We start from the raw sequence: 17,426 nt of genomic DNA, 5'->3' as shown, positions 1-17,426 counted from the left end.
GCGGCACCACCCGGGTGGCAACCGGACCGTACAGTGCCCCACGTTTAGCGTCAAACATTGCAGGCACAGACGCTAGGCTTATGGCTCATTCGACTTCGATCTCCGCGCGTCGAGGTCGAGTCTGCATCCGAAGCGTTTCTGTAAAGACTCATGAGCGCAATGATTGCAGTGGCTGAGTGCGACGAGAATAAGCGCATTAACTGCGAGGCTTTGTGCGACCGAGCCGGTATGTCCAACCGTCCCCATCCTGGGGTGTTTTGGGTCGGTAGGCAGGAGCCCGGCTCTCCGAATTGTCGGATGGGGTCAGCTCGCCGGCTTCGGTGTCGGAGTGAGCCAGGCGAGGGGTTGTCCGGTCAGTGCCGCGTCGGCGAGACGGTGCGCGGAGGCGGTTTTGAGTGCGGCGCGGCTGCTGTCGATCCAGCGTTGGATGTTGTCGATGCCTTGGTGGTGGTACTCGACGGCCTGGACGAGGCATTCGAGTTTGTCGGCGTCGCGGGCGACGATGGCTTCGCGGGTCTCGCCGGCTTCGTACTCGGTGACGGCGGCGGTGATGGTGTCGGCGACGGCGGGCGGGCAGCCGGCGACCTGGTCTGCGGTGATGGTGATGTTGGGTGCGGCGGCGAGGTAGCGCTTGGCGATGTGGGGCAGGTCCGTGGTGCGGGTTTCCTGGGTGTCGTGCAGGACGCAGAGCATCGCGACGCGGGCGGGGTCGGCTCCTTCCATGGCGGCGAGGATCATGCCGATCAGAGCGGTGCGGTGGGAGTGCTCCGCGATGGATTCGGGGTGCTTGATCCCGGCGAACCACCAGCCGGTACGGGCCGCGCGTTTGAGGACGCCGACCTCGAAGATGAACCTCATCGCGGCGGCGTGCTGGTCGTCGCTCATCTGCCCGTCCCTGTGCCGGTGATTCCCTCTGTCCGCAGGCTGTAGACGATAGAGGTTAGTTCCTGACGGGACTGTGCGGAGATCCGGTCGCTGTCGAGGATGGCGACGGCACGGTTGGCGAGGGCTTGTCCGGTGGTGGGGTGGTCGTGGACGAGTCCGCGTCGGGCGGTGAGCAGTGCCCACAGGTTGTGGATGTTGAGGTCGATGAACGGGTGGCTGGCGTGGAGGCGTTCGACCAGGTGGCGCAGGAGTCTGGTGCCGCGCCAGTCGGTGTTGGTGGTGGGCATGAAGGAGTCGTCGGGTTGGCGGTAGGGGATCTCGCCGACCCAGTACGCGGAGTAGTTGAGGGCCGCGCGCTGGCAGGTGTCGTCGGGGTGCGCGCGGGCGATGAAGTGCCGTAGTGGATCGGGGTCTCCCTGGTTGGCCAGGGAGGTGACGACGGAGCGGGCATCGGGCCACAGCGGTGACCAGGTATGAAAGGTGGTCATCCGGTGGGTTTTGCGGGCGTTGCTCTGGGATAGCCAGGCGGCGGAGGAGCCCGTGGGGTCCATGCCGGCGAGGAAGCACGTCTGCCGGTGCAGCAGCACGTTCGGGCGGCGCTGGTCTGCGGCGCGTTCGGCCAGGACGTGCAGGCTCGCGAAGAAGACCCGCTGTTCCTCAGCCCGCAGGGTCGGGCCGGTGGCGACCGGGCCGCGTCGACGGTGGGGGGCCGGCAGGCTTCTGATGAAGGTGGGTGTCTGGCCGAGGACCGCCCAGAGGATCAGGTCGGCCAGCCGGTGAGTGAGCACCGTACAGCCGAGGGGTTGCTCGGCGATGTCTGCCCGCTCAATCTTCGGGCCGAGCAGGGCGGCGAGGGCGGTGTCGGCCTCGACGGCGTCCGCGACGGCATCGAGCAGTATCGGATTCGCCCCGAGGCTGCCGAGCCGGTGCCGGATCCTGACGGCCTGACCGAACGGGACGGCGAGGAACGGTCGCCGTCCCGACTCCCAACTCTGGACGGTCGCGCGGTCGACACCGAGTTCCACGCCGAGCTGTTCCTGGGTCAGGGGGATGGATTCCCGAATCAGCTTCAGCAGGTAGCCAGTCACGTCGCCGCGGGTCGGGGTGGATCGTTCGAGCGGTGCCATCGCCATCCCTACGGTGACCGGAAGTCGACGTTTCCCGTCGCGCACAGCGACGTGCGGCGACTCCTGACCAGCTCATTCGTACTGCGGGTGAGTTCAACGCGCGTCGCCGTGATCGTAGCGTCACGGTTACCGAATGTGCCAGGTCTGATCCGCGCGTACGGGCCGGGTCTTTGCTGAGGAAAGGGTGATGTTCGGTGACCACACACGAACCCGTCCCGACGTCATGGGCACCCGCTGGGGCGCTTCGCCACCGGTTCCTCGGGTGGGCCGGATGACCCCCACCCCACCAGAGGCTCTGCCGGTGGGGCGGCGGGTGGCGTACTGGCGGGGGCGGCGGAAGCTGTCGCAGCAGGTGTTCGCCGACCGGTTGGGTAAGTCGAAGAGCTGGGTGGACAAGGTCGAACGGGGTGTCCGCTCTCTGGACAAGGTGTCGACCCTCCAGGAGGTTGCCACCGCCCTGCGCATCGACACGGCGGTACTGCTCGGCCGGGACGTCCAGCCCGCCGGGCTGACCGAGCGGACCGCAGAGGTCGAGCGGGTCCGGGCGGCGCTGTCCCGGTACGAGATTCCCCTCGGCCGACCGGCAGGCAGCCAGCCGGTGCTGTCGGTCGACCAGATGGCCCGGCAGGTCGCGTACGCCTGGACGACCTTCCAGCACGCTCAATATCCACGCGTGGTTGACCGGCTGTCGGATCTGCTTGCCAACGTCGAGCGCACCCACGCCGTTGACCCGGTGGCGGGGCGGGTGCCGCTGGTGGAGGCGTACCGGATCACCGCGTCGCTGTTGGTCAAGTTGGGTGCCCCGGATCTGGCGTGGCTTGCTGTCGACCGGGCGGTGATCGCTGCCACGGGTGACCGGGTGTTGGTGGCCGCCGCAGCGGTGCAACTCGGTCAGGTGCTGCGTGCGTCTGGACAGGTGCGGGTGGCGAAGTCGGCGATGTTGGCCGCCGCCTACCGGATCGCCCCGCCGGTGATGGAGTTCGGCCTGCCCCCGGAGTTGTCCCTGTGCGGGACGCTGCTCATCCAGGCGGCGTTGGCCGCCGCCCGTCACGGTGACGACGCGGCGGTGGCCGAACTGCTCGACGAGGCCGCCGCCCTGGCCGCCCGAGTCGGCGACGGGCACGACCACCACCGCACCGGGTTCGGGCCGACGGCGGTGGAGTTGGCCCGTGTCCCCGCAGCGTTGGAGTTGGGCGACGGTGACGACGCCGTAGCCTGGCACGAGAAAGCGACCACGCGAGAAGGCTGGCGGTGGCTGCCCGCTGAGTACCGCGCCGCGCATCTGATCGAGGCCGCCCGCGCGTACCTCCAGACCGACGGTCCGATCAGCGCCGACCGGGTCCTGATGGAAGCTGACCGCGTTGCGCCGGCCGAGATTCGCCACCGACCGGCAGGCCGGGACGTGCTCGCCCAGGTCGCCTGCGACCCCGCCGCCCCGACGACGCTCATCCACCTCGCCGCCATCCTCGGGGTGGGCTGAGGATGACCGCGCCGTTCCTGTCCCTGGCCCAGATCCATAACCGGCTGATCCTCACCGCACGCTGGGTGCTCCGCGACCATCAACCAGGACCCGACGGCCGTTGTCCGATCTGCCGGGCAGCAGCCTGTCAGGTGGCCGCCGCCGCCCGTGACGTGCTCCGCGCAGCCGAGGAAGTACAGCTGTGGAGTACAGCAACCGAGCCGACCGCACCCCACCGCGACGAGCCTCAGCAGACCGGTTGACCTCGGACGACACCTGAGGGTGTCACGCACTGGTAGCCTGACGCGTCTCACGGGAGAGGCGGGGGTCTGCCCGGATGCTTCGGATGGTGCTGCGTAGGTTCGTCGCGGTGGTGGCCGTCGGCATGGTGACCGCGTGTGGTTCTTCAACGGCTCATACAACGGATCGATCAGCGGGCGAAACGATCCCCTCCACGGCGCAGGCGACGGGCTCGGCCGCAGCCACGAAGCCAGCTTCCCCAGCAGTTCCGGCGACCGGCGGATCCGGCTACTCCGCGACGCTGTCCGCACGCTTGGTGACCACGGAGTCAGTGCCGCCCGGATTCACTGTGGAGATCGCGACAGCCATGGCGCCGGATGCTGGAGATCAACGCTCAGGTGTCGACGTGTCCTGTTCGGACATGATCCCACTGCTGTCGGCCAGGCGGCTGACCGGCACTCCGTCAGCGAAGGCCGCAGCCACCCTCAGCTATGACGCGGATCCCGATGTCTTCTGGGTGGGAACCGAAGTCCTCAGGACCTACGCCGATGACGGTGCACGACAGGCAATGACCGACCTGCGAACCTTCACCGGCCGTTGCCCCACCGTCGTCGTGTCGTCCGGCCCTGGCATCGGCGACAGGTACCGCTTCGCAGTGGCACCAGGGCCGCAGCTCGGCGATGACAGTATTCACGTCAGCAACAGCAGCACGTCCGGTTCTGACCCGATGGAATGGGACAGCATAATCGTCCGGATCGGAACCGCTCTGGTGGTCGTCCAGGAGGAGGGCAACGAACCCGGCGACGACAAATACCTCACCCAGCTCGCCGAAGCTGCGGTCCGCAGATACCAGACGACCGGATCCTGAATGGCCTTACGCGCCCCAGATGCCAGGGCCGTTTGCGACCCGAGTGGCGGGACCAGGCCGTGCCGTCTACCGGCAAGCGCGCTGCGGCGCACCGGGCGCGACGAATTCGTTCATCGATGCGGATCGGCGGTAACAAACTCGGCGTCCAGCAGATCGGCTGCTTCCTCGACGGTGGCCGCAAACTCGTCCGAAGGGATCCTGGCGACGAAGACCTTGCCCAGATCCTCCGGGAAGAGATGGCCTGCCCGCCAGAACGCGAAGACGATCACCAAGTCGTCTTCCAGGTAGGCGTACGTCGACACGTTGTCGACGGTCTCGCCCCACTGCATGAACCAGAACTGCTCCCGGAACTCCGTCTCGTCCGCGTGCAGCAGCCGGAAGATCTCCTTTGGTGTGCGGCCCGGGAACGGACTAGTGCTTCGTCATGCAGCCTTGAACGGGTAGTCCGGGCGGCGGATTTTGGAGTTGACGGCGAATTCGGTCTTGGGCTTGGCGTGGCGGTTGCGCCATCGGATGTAGTCGCCGATCGCGGTGTCCTGTTCGGCATGGCTGCGGTGGTCGGTGCCGTTGGGGCGAAGTAGCGCACGGCCGCGCTCGTGCAGGATCCGCCGCACGGTCTCGACGCTGACCGCCGCGACGTGGCCGGTGGCGACCAGTAGTCGCGCAGCTTGGTCAGGGAGCAGCAGGAGAAGGGCCGGCCGAGGAGGCGGGGTCGCACCGGACGATGATGCAGATCCGGTTTCGGGTCTGCATCATCGGTCCGTCTAGGTGCGCCCCCATCTCCATTGTGGGTCCGGCGCGTCGAACCCCGATCGCTGAAGGCGTAGATCACGTCCCGGACGTAGTCCTCGCTGGCCTTTAGCAGGTGGGCGATGTCCGGCAACGTTCAAGGCGCGGCACTAGATGCTGGCGTTCCACCGCGTGAAGATGGGGTACGGGGCGCTGCCGCCACCGCAGACCTCCTGGTGCGCCTTCGACTTGTACACCAAGGCGTACACGGCTGCGCACCCGCCGCTGTGCATGGCCATCAGGTATCCGCTGGACGAGTCGTAGAGCCACTGCTGGTTCGGCACGTTCATGCAGATGTACTGCTGGACGACCGCACCGGCGGCACTGCTCGTGTCGCGGACGTCCAGGCACTTCTGACTGGCGACGTTGCGCAGCTGGCCGTAACCGGCGGTCGAGCCCGGGATGTATTCCCACTGCTGGTTGGTGCCACCGTTGCAGTTGTACTGCTGGACCTGCAACTGGTTCGAGGTGGAACCGCCGGGCACATCCAGGCACATCGGAGCGTTGCCGACCACGATCGTCGCGCGGTTGACGATGGTCGTGGTGGTGAACATCGGCCCGATCGTGGACGCTGGTGCCGCGGACGTCGGCGCAGATCCGGCGACCACGCCGGTGGCCGTGGCGAGGACGGCCATGAGGGCGGCGGACAGGCTCTGTCTGAAGTTGAACATGATGCTCCTCTAGAGGCATGTCGAGGCTGTGGCGCGAGGCCACTGACGAACAGGATTGGTTGCGTTTCCGGATGTTTCGCCGGCGCGGTCAGCATTCGGGTCGCAGGGTGCGGTGGAGTCGATGAGACCTTGCGGCGAGGTGCGGCCGAGGGAATGGCGGCAATGGCAACCCGGCCGTGCCGGATTGGATATGCGCATCCCGGAACACGTAGCCCAGGCGCAGGGTCCCCGGTCGATACCTGCCTTGTCTGCCAGGCTCGCTGGGCGCGCACCCGCCGCTGGGCAGTGCCTTTCGTCGCGGACGTCGAGGCACCCATGGCTGTATCTGGCGAGGTTCCGCAGTCGGCCGTATCCGGCGTACGGGCCGGGGAGTTGCTCCCACCGCCGGATGGTCCGTCGTTGTGGTGGTGCTGTCGGACCGGCTTTCCCTTCTCGGTGGTTCCGCCGAACGCGTCTTGGCGTATCCCGCCCACCAGGTTGGCGATGGAGGTGTGCGCCGTCGAGGCTGAAGCGGTGACGGCGCTGGGCGGGGTGCTCGCGGTGGCGGCGGCCGGAGCGGGGGAGCAGCCGCGAGCGCTTGTTCACCTCGGTCTCATAAGATCCTTTCGGAGGTTCGAAACGTCGTTGCCTACCGATTGACAATCGCCAACTCCTCGGCAGGCGAAAAAGTAACATGACCGTAACGCTCGCCGCAAGTATTCGTCATATCCACCCTGCGTCAGGGTGACCGTGTATGAGTGGTGTGGCCAGTGAATCCATGCGTTGCGATGCGGTCATTGATCGACTGCTCCGGATCACTGCCGGAGCCTGCCGCAGGCACTCGTCGCACTTGTCCTGGTCCGCACATTTGCCGACAAAGAGCGGTGCGCGCCGGTGTGGGCTCGCAAGCGGTAGACCAAGTTCTCTTGCCATGCTATTTGCCGTCGACCCGCCCATTTAGGATGCGGCCCGGCGTGATCTTCAACCCCGCGTGTCGTGGTCTCGGGCTATTCGAGGTCTTCGTTCTCCCGGTGCTGTTGTTCGGCAGGGGGCGTCAGCGCGGCGGCTCCCCGGTGTTCGGCATGGGCCGCGCCGCGTCGCGGTGGCCGACGCTGTCGGCGGTGGCGGCGATCAGGCACATCCCGGAGCTGCCCAGTCGCGGCGCGGAGGGCGTGAAGCCGGCCCGGATGAGTAGTGCGTGGTACTCGGCGGGCGTGCGGTCCTGGCCGGCGAAGAGCACCATCATCGTCAGATCCCGTAGCGCCGCCTGCGGGTCGGCGCTGTCGTGGGCCTTCTCGACCAGGAGCAGTTGGCTGCCGGCCGGCATGGCGTCCCGGACGGTGCGCAGAATGTCCACGGCGGCAGCGTCCGGCCAGTTGTGGATGACCGACTTGAGGAGGTAGACGTTACCACCGCTCGGCACCGCCCGGCGGATGTCGCCGGTCTGCACGGCACACCGCTGGTCCAGGCCGGCCTCCCGTACGGTCGCTGCGGCGTGTGCCGCCATCGAACCCTGTTCGACGGCGAGCCCCCGGGCCTTCGGGTAGCGGGCCAGGACACCACACAGCAACGTGGCGTCCCCCGCCCCCAGGTCCACCACGAGCCGCGCGGCGGTGAAATCGTAGAGCGCGAGGACGTCGGACAGGGCGCGGGCGGAGTTCCAGCGCATGGTACGGGCGAAGCCGGCGGCGAGGTCCGGCTTCCCCGCCGCCATCTCCCACAGCCCGCGTCCGTGTCGGGCGTGGAACGCCGACTCGCCGGTGAGCAGGCAGTGGTCCAGTTCCTGCCAGGCGCCGTAGTACTCGTCGCCGGCCATCAGGGCCTGACCGTGGAGCGAACCGGTGTCGCTCCGCAGCAGCCGTCCGAGCGGCGTGACGCGGTACGTGCCGTCGGGCTCGCACCGGACGATTCCGAGCCCCTCCAGGGCCGGCAGGTACCGGTTCAGCGCGGACACCGGTATTCCGGTCCGCGCGCTGATGCCGGCGACCGGGAGGGCGTCCTCGGCCAACAGGTCGGGGATCCGGAAGCGAGCCGCCGATGCGAGCAGTTGCGTGACCGCGTGTCCTTGAAGGAGCGTGGCGAGACGTTCGACCTGGGCAGGATCGGGCGGTACTTCCAATGTCGGGCCCCTTCTCGCGCGTACGGAATCGGTGCCGCCCGCCCTTCGTGGACGCGTAGCCGGCCGGTGCGGCTCCGCTCAGTCCCGGACAGGCGGGTACGCGACCTGCCGGTCCGGCCCCGCAGCGGTCGCCGCCCGGACGTCCCGGACGTCGTCGGCCAGCCGACCGAGCACCCACGCCACGGCGGGAACGTTGGCGTCCAGGGCCCGCCGGTTGAGGGTGTCGAGCCGGTCGCAGCGCTGGTGGTAGCAGTGGTCGAACATCTGCCCGGCCAGGCCCCCGAAGCGGGCCTGCTGCGCCGGCGTCTTGACCTGTAGGTTGCCGCCGTCGATCCCGCCGGTCGGAATGCCCACGGCCTCGAACGCCAGGTGGTCGGACCCGACGGACTCGGGGCCGGTCCGCTCGTAGGGCAGCCCCCGCCGGTCGAAGTACCCGGCGAACAGGTCGGCGAGCACGTGTCCGCCGCCGGTCCCCGGGTCCCAGACGAAGCGACCGTCGTTGGGCGAGGCGATCAGCTCCCCGTTGAGCACGGCCGCGACGCGCCGCCGCTCGTCGCCGGAGAGGGCGGCCACGTAGTGCCCGGAGCCGACGTTGATCATTTCCTCCGCGCCCCACCAGGCGAACCGCACCTTGTTGGTCACGGCGTGCTGGCGGCTGGCCAGCGCCAGGGCCACCTGGAGGACCGTGGCGGCCATCGCCGCGTTGTCGTTGATGCCGGGCGCCTCGGGGACGCTGTCGAGGTGGGCGCCGAGCAGCACGACGTTGTCCGGGTCGCCACCGGTGGTCTCGGCGAGCACGTTCACGGTGGTCCGGGCGACGGCCCGGGCCCGCAGCGTGAGGTGCACGCGGGCACCGTCGCCGCGCGCGGCGCGTGCCAGCGCCTCCCCGTCCCGCTGGGCGACCGAGGCGGTCGGGATCGTGAACGCCTCCGGGTTGAAGGCGTGGAACCGGTAGCTGTTCTCCGGGGACGGGGTGACGTAGTACAGCAGCACCCCCCGTGCGCCAAGGCCGGCGGCGACCTGCTGCTGGCGGGTGTAGCCGCAGGCGGCCCGCGCGAGCACCACGATCGCTCCGGCGGCGTCGACGCCGGCGTAGTCGGCCGGGTCGCAGCCGGTGCGCCCGTCGATCGGCGCCGCCACGGGCGCCTCGATGCCCTCGGCCGGCGTCGACGGGGTGAACCGGGTCATCAGCACCGGCACGTCCCCGCCGGCCCCGTCGATTCGTAGCCGCTCGGTGGTGATGTCGAAGTCGGTGTAGGGGACGGTCTGCTCCACGACCTGGTACCCCGCGGCCCGCAGCACGGTGCTGACGTACCGGGCCGAGCGGGTGAACCCGACGCGGTTGTAACCACGGTCGCCGCCACTGGCGTCGGCGATGTGCTGCAGCGCCGCCAGGTGACGGTGGACCCCGGCGCCGGTGACGGTCGCCGCCAGCCGGTCGGCCAGGGAACCCGGCGCGGCCCGGGCGGCCCCGCCCGGGGGCAGGGCGACGCCGGCCAGCAACAACGCGCCGACCAGCCCGGCCAGTCTGTGGTACACCCTCACGCTACGCACGACACCTCCGGTTGTGGTCGGGCACGGTCAGTCAGCCTGGTGCGACTGGCGCACCGATACGGAAAGCTCGGCCAGCCCGCGCAGGGTGGCCGTGGGCTCGTACGTCGCCGGGCCGGCCGGCGTGAGCCGCAGCCCGCCCGCGCGCAGCGCCCCCAGCACCTCGCGCAGCTGGAGGGTCGCCAGGCCGGCCCCCAGGCAGGCGTGCGCGCCCCGCCCGAACGCCAGGTGCAGGCCCCTGCGCCGGGTCAGCCGCACGGCGTCGGGGTCGGGGAAGACCGCCGGGTCGCGGTTCGCCGCCGCGATGAACAGCACCAGCACGTCGCCCCGCCGCACCGCCTGCCCGCCGACCGCCCGGTCGCGTACGCACACCCGCGCGTCGGCCTGCACCGGGCCGTCCAACCGGATCAGCTCGTCGATGAGGGCCTCGTCGGTGGTCGCCGGGCCGGCCAGCAGCTCCGGGTGCCGGACGAGCCGGGCGAGGACGCCGCCCAAAAGCCGGCTGACCGACTCGTAACCGGCGTGCAGCACCGCGCGCAACGAGTTGGCCAGCACCGCGGCCGGCACGTCCTGAGCCCGGGCGGCGCGTCGGGCCGCCCCGACGAATCCCCGCTCGTCGGCGTCGGCCAGCCACCGCGTGACGAGCCGGCTCAGCTCCGCCCGCGCCTGGTTTCCCGGCTCCGCCCGGGCGGGTTCGATGCCGGCGTCCATGCTCCGCACGATCGCGTTGGACCACTGCTCGAACTCGGCGCCGTCGGGCGGCGGCACGCCCAGGAAGGCGGTGATCGTCCGCAGCGCGACGGGGCGCGCGAACCGGCTCACCAGGTCGACGGCCCCGGGCTGCCCGGACAGGTCGGAGAGTTGCCGCGCGACGATCGTCGCGAACTGCTGTCGCACGGTGGTCAGCGGCTGCTCGTGCAATGCCGAAACGAGCAGGTGCCGAATGGCGCCGTGCTCGGGAGGATCGAGTGACTGCACGCTCAACTGGGTGTCCGGGATTTCGACACCGATCCGCCGGAAGTCGGAGCCGAAGTTTGTGGTGTCGCCGAGCACCTGTCGGCACTCCGCATACCCCGTGACGACCCAGGAATCCAGGAACTCGTGCCAGTGGACCGTATTCGTTTCCCGGAGTTTCCGGTAGTACGGGTACGGGTCCGCGATCACGGACGGGGCCAGTGGATCGTAGATCGGGTCACGCACCGCAGCAGTGGCCTCGTCCGCCACAGGAGACATCCCTTCCGAGGTGGTGGGCTGTTCGCGGGCACATGGCGCCGCGGCCGCCCGGACGCGCCGGACGGCCGCGGCAGCGCGACATGTCAGTGGAGGTAACGCATTTTGGGCCCCCCTTCCGCTCGGCTCTCGGATCGTCGGTGAAGCTGACGGCGACCCGGCAGTAATCCGTGATACGGGTAGGACGAGGCCAGGAGTGCCACACCCCGAAACGGCGAAAACGCCGAGATTAAGTTTCAGAGGGTGGGTGCCCCCGTGCCATTTGTCAACCTGCCACAGGAGCTTCGGGGTGTCAACGTTCGACGTCGAACAATGCGCCGACCTTCATATGGTGAACCTTGTGCGATACGTCCGACGTATAGCCGGGCGTATTTGCTAGCCGTCGATCCGGGTGATGTTGCGGATCTTGTTGGACGCGTCCAGGGCGGCCACCTTGTACGCCTCGGCCAGGGTCGGATAGTTGAAGACCATGTCGACCAGGTAGTCGACCGTACCGCCGCAGCCCATGACCGCCTGCCCGATGTGGACGATCTCGGTGGCGCCGGTCCCGAACACGTGCACGCCGAGCAGGCGGCCGTCGTCCGGCGAGACGAGCAGCTTCAGCATGCCGTACGAGTCGCCGACGATCTGGCCGCGGGCCAACTCGCGGTAGCGCGCGACGCCGACCTCGAAAGGCGTCGAACTGTCGGTGAGCTGCTCCTCGGTCCTCCCGACGAAGCTGATCTCGGGAATCGTGTAGATGCCGATCGGCTGCAACTCGTGCAGCTCGCGGACCGGCTCGCCGCAGGCGTGCTGCGCGGCCAGCCGGCCCTGCTCCATCGACGTGGACGCCAGCGCGGGGAAGCCGATCACGTCACCGACCGCGTAGATGTGGTCCACCGTGGTGCGGTAGTTCGCGTCGACCGCGATCCGGCCGCGCCGGTCGGCCGCCAGCCCGGCCGCCTCCAGCGCCAGGTCGTCGGTCTGGCCCTGCCGGCCGGCCGAGTACATGACGGTGTCCGCGACGATCTTCTTGCCGCTCTTCAGGACGCACAGCGCCGCGGTCTGGTGCTTCTCCACGGCGGCGACCTCCTCGCCGAAGCGGAACGTCACGGACAGGTCGCGCAGGTGGTACTTGAGCGACTCGACGACCTCCTCGTCGCAGAAGTCGAGCATCCGGTCGCGGCGTTCCACCACGGTCACCTTGGTGCCGAGCGCGGCGAACATGGACGCGTACTCCATGCCGATCACGCCCGCGCCGACCACGACCATGCTGCGGGGTACGGCCTCGAGGTTGATGACCCCGTCGGAGTCGACGATCGTGCGGTCGTCGAAGTCGACGCTGTCCGGGCGGGCCGGGCGGGTGCCCGCGGCGATGACGGCCCGGTCGAAGGTGATCCGGGACTCCTGCCCGGAACCGCCGTCCACCCAGATCGCGTGCGGGTCGGCGAACCGCCCGGTGCCGGTGATCAGCGCGACCCGGTTGCGGGCCAACTGGTTGCGGATGACGTCGGTCTGCCGGCTGATCACATGTTGGGTCCGGGCGGCCAGGTCGCTGACCGTGATGTCCTCCTTGACCCGGTAGCTGCTGCCGTACAGGTCCCGCTGGCTCATGCCGCTCAGGTAGAGCACGGCCTCGCGCAACGTCTTGGAGGGGACGGTGCCGGTGTTGATGCACACCCCACCGATCATGTCGCGGCGGTCCACGATGGCGACCCGCCTGCCGAGCTTGGCGGCGGCGATCGCGGCCTTCTGACCGCTGGGCCCGGAGCCCAGCACCAACAGATCGTAGTCATACACGGCGTAAGCCTCGCAAGCTGACGCAACCCCCGCCAGTGGGGTCGGCAGCCGCTCATTCTGCACCGGGACGCCGCCGCCCGAACGGGCCGGGGGTCCGCTGCCCGTACGGCCGAGCGGCGGGCGTCCCGAGCACCCGGGACACCCGTCTCTGGTGGACGGGCGCGACCGCCGGACAGACTGCCGTGCGCCGCTACCGCAGCGGCCGTGGCGCGTTCACCGTGCCGCGAATCAGCGGCCGCCGGCAGCGACGGGTGAGACTCCCCGCCGGCCCGCGCGGTGCACCGACCCACACGGCCGGATCCGGCCGTGGAACTGCGAAAGGAACCTCGACGATGGACGCTCCGGGCGGACCACCCCACGTTGTCTGTGGGCCGATCGTGCGCCGGGTCGACCCGGGCAGCGTGGCGGTCTTCGTCGCCGTCCGGTCCGCCTGCACCGTCGCCCTCACCGTGTTCGAGGTGGGCCCCGGTCCGGACTTCGCCCCTGGTGCCACGGTGGCCACGGGTAGCCGGGCCGCAGTCCGACTCGGCGGCAACCTGTACGTGGCCACCGTCCAGGCCGTCGGTGGCCTCCAGCAGGGCCGGCTCTACGGCTACGACCTGTCCTTCCCGGGCTCCACCGGCGCCTGGTCGAGCCTGCTGGCCCCGGGGGCGGTGGCCGCCGACAGGACCGCCGCCCGATCGCTGCTCAGCTACGCCGGTGACCCGCTGAACAAGGGCGGCGCGCCCGAGTACCCCAGCTTCGTGACGCCCCCGGCGGACCCCGGGCAGCTCCGGATCTTCCACGGGTCGTGCCGCAAGCCGCACGGCGAGGGCCACGACGCGCTGGCCGTGCTGGACCCGATCATCGCGGCGGCCGGCGGGAACCCGACGCTCCGCCCGCACCAGCTGGTGCTCGGCGGTGACCAGATCTACGCCGACGACGTCGCCGACGTCCTGCTGTCCATGGTGCACGGGCACGACGCGGTCCCCGCCCGCGACGGGCTGCCGGCCGTCCCGGCGTCGCCCGGCATCGGGGCCGCCCTGGGCCTGCCGCCGGAGCTGCTCCCCGACGGCTCCACCAGTCCGCCCGCCGACCGGCTGTTCACCCCCGGGAACCGGGCGGTGGCCCTGGCCCGGGACGCGAAGTTCACCTCCGGCGAGGCCGACAGCCACCTCATGTCGCTGCGCGAGTACGCCTGCATGTACCTGCTGACCTGGTCGGACCAGCTCTGGCCGGCGACGTACCCGAGGTTCGAGCACGTCTTCCCGGCCGACACCCGGATCCTGCGCGACCCGCAGGGCGGCGGGCCCGGCGACACCGTCTACGACCGGCTGCTGGCCGGTCGCGCCTACGACGCCAGCAGCCAGCAGCAGAAGATCATCCACCGCTACCTGCGGTGGCGGGAACAGACCATCCGGCTGATGAACTTCCAGCGCGGGCTGGTGGCCGTGCGCCGGCTGCTGGCCAACGTGCCCACGTACATGGTCGCCGACGACCACGAGGTCACCGACGACTGGAACATGACCCGGGAGTTCGTCACCGGCGCCGTGATCACCTCGGAGCTGGGCCGGCGCGTCGTGCGCAACGCGATGGCCGCGTACGCGGTCTTCCAGGCCTGGGGCAACACGCCGGACCGGTTCGCCGAGCAGGGGGCGGCCGGCGAGGCGGGCCGGGACCTGCTGGCCGCGCTGAGCGGCTGGCTGGCCGCCCCGGGAGCGGTGGACGACCTGCGGCTGCGGGAACGCCTCGGCCTGCCCACCGCGGTCGGAACCGACAGTCGGCCGGTCCGCCCGGCCGGCGCGCTCACCTACCACTTCACGGTCACCTGGCCGCGCTACCAGCTCGTCGCCCTGGACACCCGCACCTGGCGGGAGTTCCCGGCCGGCGCCGAGCACCCCGGCGGGCTGCTGCTCGCCGACCACCCGCTCAACGAGATGATCAGCGGCGGCGGGGTGCTGGACGACGAGTCGGTCACCGTGCTGGCGCAACCGGTCGCCGTGTTCGGCATGCCGCTGCTCGAACAGGTGGCCCAGCCCGCCATGAAGGCCCTCGCCGGCCGGTACGAGGCCGACGCCGAGGACGCGTGGATCACCAGCGACGCGGCCACCCACAAGTTCCTCGGCCGGCTGCTCTCCGCCGCCCCGCCCGGCCCCGACGGGGTCCGGCGCCGGCGGATCGTCATGCTCGGCGGCGACATCCACTTCGGCTCGGCCGAGCGGATCCGCTACTCCGCGACGCTGCCGTACGCCTGCGGCCCCGACCCGGCCCACCCCTTCCAGGGGGTCAACCGCACCGAGGGCGTGATCGCCGGCTTCGTCTCCAGCGCGTTGCGCAACGAGGTGTTCCTGACCCGCATGCTGCACGACGTCGGCTACGTGCCGTTGCTGGACAGCCTCGGCCGCATCGACCTGGTCGGCTGGGCCAACGAGGAGGAGCAGCGGCAGGGCCGGCGCTTCCAGGCCGGTGTCCAGGTGAGCGTGGCCGCCGACGCCGTCTCCGAATGGTGGGTCTCCGGCCGGCCCGCGGTCAGCGAGTACGACCGGCTGAAGCTGCTCAGCCGCCCGCCGGAGTGGAGCATCCAGGTGCAGTTCGCCCACCACGACGAGGCCGACCCGACGGTCCGGCGGGACGGGGCACCGGAAGGCGTCCTCGACCCGACCGGGCTGCCCCGCGACCAGGCGCTGGCGCAGTACCTGGCCGCCGCCCGCAACCTCGACGGGTACCTCGGCAAATGGGGCAACGGCAAGGAGATCGTCGGCCACAACAACCTCGGCGAGATCACTTTCAACTGGCCGGCGGGCGAGGGCAAGTCGGCCACCCAGCGCCTCTGGTGGCACCTGCCCTCGGAGAACCGGGCCGCCGCGCTGACCAAATACACCATCGACCTGTCGTACGGCTGTTCGCTGCTGGCCGACCCGCCGTACGGCTACGTGCTGCGCCCCGACGACCACGACGCCCGCTCCGGGGCCAAGGCGCACTACGACGGCGCAGACCGGCCGCCCGCCCTGGTCACCGACCGGTGGGTGACCCGGTTGCAGGCCGACCTGGCCACGCTGGGGTTCGGCCCGGCGCGCAACCCCGGCGAGTTCGACTCGACGACCTACTGGGCGGTCCGCGAGTTCCAGACGTACGCCCGCGCGGCCCGGGTCGCCCACGAACCCGCCGGGGCGCCCGCCACCCGGTACTCCGACCGGTTGACGCCGGTCGACGTGCCGGAGGCCGAGCGCTATCCCGGACCGGTCACCGGGGTGGCCGACCTGGCCACCCAGCTCGCCGTCCGGCACTGGCTGGACAAGCGCTGGCGCTGCCCCGTGGTGGTGGAGGCGTGGCAGGTCGCCGGCGGCAGCCCACAACAACTCGCCGCCGGAAACGTCTGGCGCGCCGACACCGCCCACCCGGCCGACCAGCGGCTCTACTCGCGGGTGGTGACCGGCCGCCCGGCCGGTGCCGGGCCCGCGCCTGCCAACCACCCCGAGCTGATCCCGCTGGGCGGCTGGAGCAGCAGACCCGCCGCACCGCACTGGGCCGGCCCGCTGGTCGAGCCGGCGGTCGAACTGCTTCCCGAGGCGCTGATCCCGCCGGGGGAGGGGGAGGCCGTCGGGCCGTCGCTGGCCGCGCTGGTCGCCGCCGCAGGCAACGCCGACCCAGCGACCGCCGACCCGGCCCGCCGCCGGCTGTCCACCTTCAAGGTGCTGCGGGCGGTCGCCGAGAACACCCGGCCCGGCTCCACCGGCGGCTGGTTCGACGTGCTGGACGGCACCGACGCGGGGGTGCTGCGGATCGGCCCGTTCGGCTGGCCGGCGGACGGGCCCCGTACGACGCCCGTGACCCTGCCGCCCCGACCGGACTGGCGCACCGAACCCGGCCAGCTCTGGGCCTGGCTGGCCGCGCTGCGCGCCACCGACCGCGACGCGTACGAGGCCATGGGCGGGCTGGCCGGGCTGTCCGCGACGCCCGGCTGGGGCGTCGACGGCAGCGCCCTGCTGCACCCCGAGCTGCGGGTCAGTCGGGCCCGACCCGCGATGAGCGACCACACCGGCGGCGCGGGCCAGCCGATCGAGAACGTCGTCGAGCTGCTCGACCTGCGCGGCTGGCACTGGGTGCACCGCTTCACGACGGGCCTGCGAACCCAGCGGGGAGTCCGGCACAGCATCTGGCGCTTCGCCCGCCAGGGCCTGCACGACCTGCTCAGCACCGCGTGGGACCCGCCCGGCGCGGCCCCGGTGACGGTGCCGGATGTGCCCGGCCCGGACGGTAATCCCCGCCGGGTCCGGGTCGGTGACCTGTTCACCTCGGAACGGGCGGTGGCCCAGCTCGCCTGCTGGCAGGCGTACCGCGCACACCACCTCGTCGCCCTCGGGCCGCCGGTCGCCGGCGAGCCGCCCGAGCAGCGGACCGTGCCCCGCGCCGCCACCGAGCTGCGCACCGTGCTGACCGTGGCCCGGACCCTCGGGCCAAACTTCACCGGCCCGCCCACCGGCTGGACCGACGCCCACGAGACCGCCCTGATCACCGCGATCGGTCAGGTCGCCGGGTCCACGGCCGACGCCGAACTGCCCGCCGCGCTGGCCGCGGTGCGGGCCTGGCCGGCGTGGCCGGGCAGCACCACCTACCAGCTCCCGGTCGCCGCGCTGCCGGCGGCCGACCGGACGCTGTCGTCGCGGCGTGGCTCGCTGCGGCTGGACACCGGCGAGCTGGCCCGGGTGACCGGATGAGCCCCCGGCGTCATGACCACCACCGCAGTGAA

12 protein-coding genes and 1 pseudogene are annotated in these 17,426 nt (G+C 70.8%); 4 read left to right on the top strand and 9 right to left on the bottom strand.

Going from position 1 to position 17,426, the window contains the following annotated elements; all coding sequences use genetic code 11:
* Positions 1–303: 303 nt before the first annotated feature.
* A complete protein-coding gene (locus OG559_RS29720) occupies positions 304–885 on the bottom strand; it encodes an HD family hydrolase (protein ID WP_405110028.1) in 582 nt (193 codons plus the stop codon).
* Entirely contained in the window at positions 882–2,012 is a 1,131-nt protein-coding gene (locus OG559_RS29715; RefSeq protein ID WP_405110025.1) for a helix-turn-helix domain-containing protein, read from the bottom strand. The genes OG559_RS29720 and OG559_RS29715 overlap by 4 nt, the downstream gene beginning before the upstream one ends.
* A 271-nt stretch (positions 2,013–2,283) precedes the next feature.
* On the opposite strand from OG559_RS29715, the gene OG559_RS29710 reads away from it, so the two are divergent.
* From OG559_RS29710 to OG559_RS29700, 3 genes are all read left to right on the top strand, one after another.
* Complete coding sequence (locus OG559_RS29710) at positions 2,284–3,492, top strand: helix-turn-helix domain-containing protein (protein WP_405110023.1); 1,209 nt, start codon at positions 2,284–2,286, stop codon at positions 3,490–3,492.
* Positions 3,493–3,494: 2 nt separating this feature from the next.
* The gene (locus OG559_RS29705; RefSeq protein WP_405110020.1) at positions 3,495–3,734 is read left to right on the top strand and encodes a hypothetical protein; all 240 of its coding nucleotides are present in this window, start codon (positions 3,495–3,497) and stop codon (positions 3,732–3,734) included.
* An 83-nt stretch (positions 3,735–3,817) separates the two neighbouring features.
* Positions 3,818–4,579, top strand: coding sequence for a hypothetical protein (locus OG559_RS29700; RefSeq protein ID WP_405110017.1), 762 nt, complete (start codon positions 3,818–3,820; stop codon positions 4,577–4,579).
* 110 nt (positions 4,580–4,689) lie between these two features.
* Here the strand turns inward: OG559_RS29700 and OG559_RS29695 are convergent.
* The 7 genes and pseudogenes from OG559_RS29695 to sthA form a co-directional block, all read right to left on the bottom strand.
* Positions 4,690–4,989: pseudogene (locus tag OG559_RS29695) on the bottom strand (hypothetical protein); the annotation flags it as partial.
* Positions 4,990–5,001: 12 nt separating this feature from the next.
* A complete protein-coding gene (locus OG559_RS29690; RefSeq protein ID WP_405110014.1) occupies positions 5,002–5,193 on the bottom strand; it encodes a hypothetical protein in 192 nt (63 codons plus the stop codon).
* Positions 5,194–5,478: 285 nt separating this feature from the next.
* Complete coding sequence (locus tag OG559_RS29685; protein ID WP_405110011.1) at positions 5,479–6,039, bottom strand: RICIN domain-containing protein; 561 nt, start codon at positions 6,037–6,039, stop codon at positions 5,479–5,481.
* Positions 6,040–7,072: 1,033 nt separating this feature from the next.
* Positions 7,073–8,137 carry a methyltransferase gene (locus tag OG559_RS29680; RefSeq protein WP_405110008.1) on the bottom strand — a complete coding sequence of 355 codons (1,065 nt, stop codon included), beginning with the start codon at positions 8,135–8,137 and terminating at the stop codon, positions 7,073–7,075.
* 78 nt (positions 8,138–8,215) lie between these two features.
* Positions 8,216–9,676: a M28 family peptidase gene (locus OG559_RS29675; RefSeq protein ID WP_405110004.1), complete on the bottom strand. Its 1,461-nt coding sequence runs from the start codon at positions 9,674–9,676 to the stop codon at positions 8,216–8,218.
* Between the two features lie 42 nt (positions 9,677–9,718).
* The gene (locus OG559_RS29670; protein ID WP_405110001.1) at positions 9,719–10,912 is read right to left on the bottom strand and encodes a cytochrome P450; all 1,194 of its coding nucleotides are present in this window, start codon (positions 10,910–10,912) and stop codon (positions 9,719–9,721) included.
* 381 nt (positions 10,913–11,293) lie between these two features.
* Positions 11,294–12,697 carry a Si-specific NAD(P)(+) transhydrogenase gene (sthA, locus tag OG559_RS29665; protein ID WP_405109999.1) on the bottom strand — a complete coding sequence of 468 codons (1,404 nt, stop codon included), beginning with the start codon at positions 12,695–12,697 and terminating at the stop codon, positions 11,294–11,296.
* Positions 12,698–13,029: 332 nt separating this feature from the next.
* Here sthA and OG559_RS29660 point away from each other — a divergent pair, with 332 nt between their 5' ends.
* Positions 13,030–17,394 (top strand): hypothetical protein, encoded by a 4,365-nt coding sequence (locus tag OG559_RS29660; RefSeq protein WP_405109996.1) that lies wholly within the window; start codon positions 13,030–13,032, stop codon positions 17,392–17,394.
* Positions 17,395–17,426: the final 32 nt, after the last annotated feature.

Source organism: Micromonospora sp. NBC_01405 (genome assembly GCF_045040155.1).
GTDB lineage: Bacteria > Actinomycetota > Actinomycetes > Mycobacteriales > Micromonosporaceae > Micromonospora.
The sequence above is the reverse complement of the archived record's forward strand: the minus strand, read 5'-3'. Positions and strand labels throughout refer to the sequence as shown.

Bases quoted from the DNA above. Each gene is read 5' to 3' on its own strand.
- OG559_RS29720 (WP_405110028.1), bottom strand. From the start codon at position 885: ATGAGCGACGACCAGCACGCCGCCGCGATGAGGTTCATCTTCGAGGTC.
- OG559_RS29715 (WP_405110025.1), bottom strand. From the start codon at position 2,012: ATGGCACCGCTCGAACGATCCACCCCGACCCGCGGCGACGTGACTGGC.
- OG559_RS29710 (WP_405110023.1), top strand. From the start codon at position 2,284: ATGACCCCCACCCCACCAGAGGCTCTGCCGGTGGGGCGGCGGGTGGCG.
- OG559_RS29705 (WP_405110020.1), top strand. From the start codon at position 3,495: ATGACCGCGCCGTTCCTGTCCCTGGCCCAGATCCATAACCGGCTGATC.
- OG559_RS29700 (WP_405110017.1), top strand. From the start codon at position 3,818: ATGGTGCTGCGTAGGTTCGTCGCGGTGGTGGCCGTCGGCATGGTGACC.
- OG559_RS29685 (WP_405110011.1), bottom strand. From the start codon at position 6,039: ATGTTCAACTTCAGACAGAGCCTGTCCGCCGCCCTCATGGCCGTCCTC.
- OG559_RS29660 (WP_405109996.1), top strand. From the start codon at position 13,030: ATGGACGCTCCGGGCGGACCACCCCACGTTGTCTGTGGGCCGATCGTG.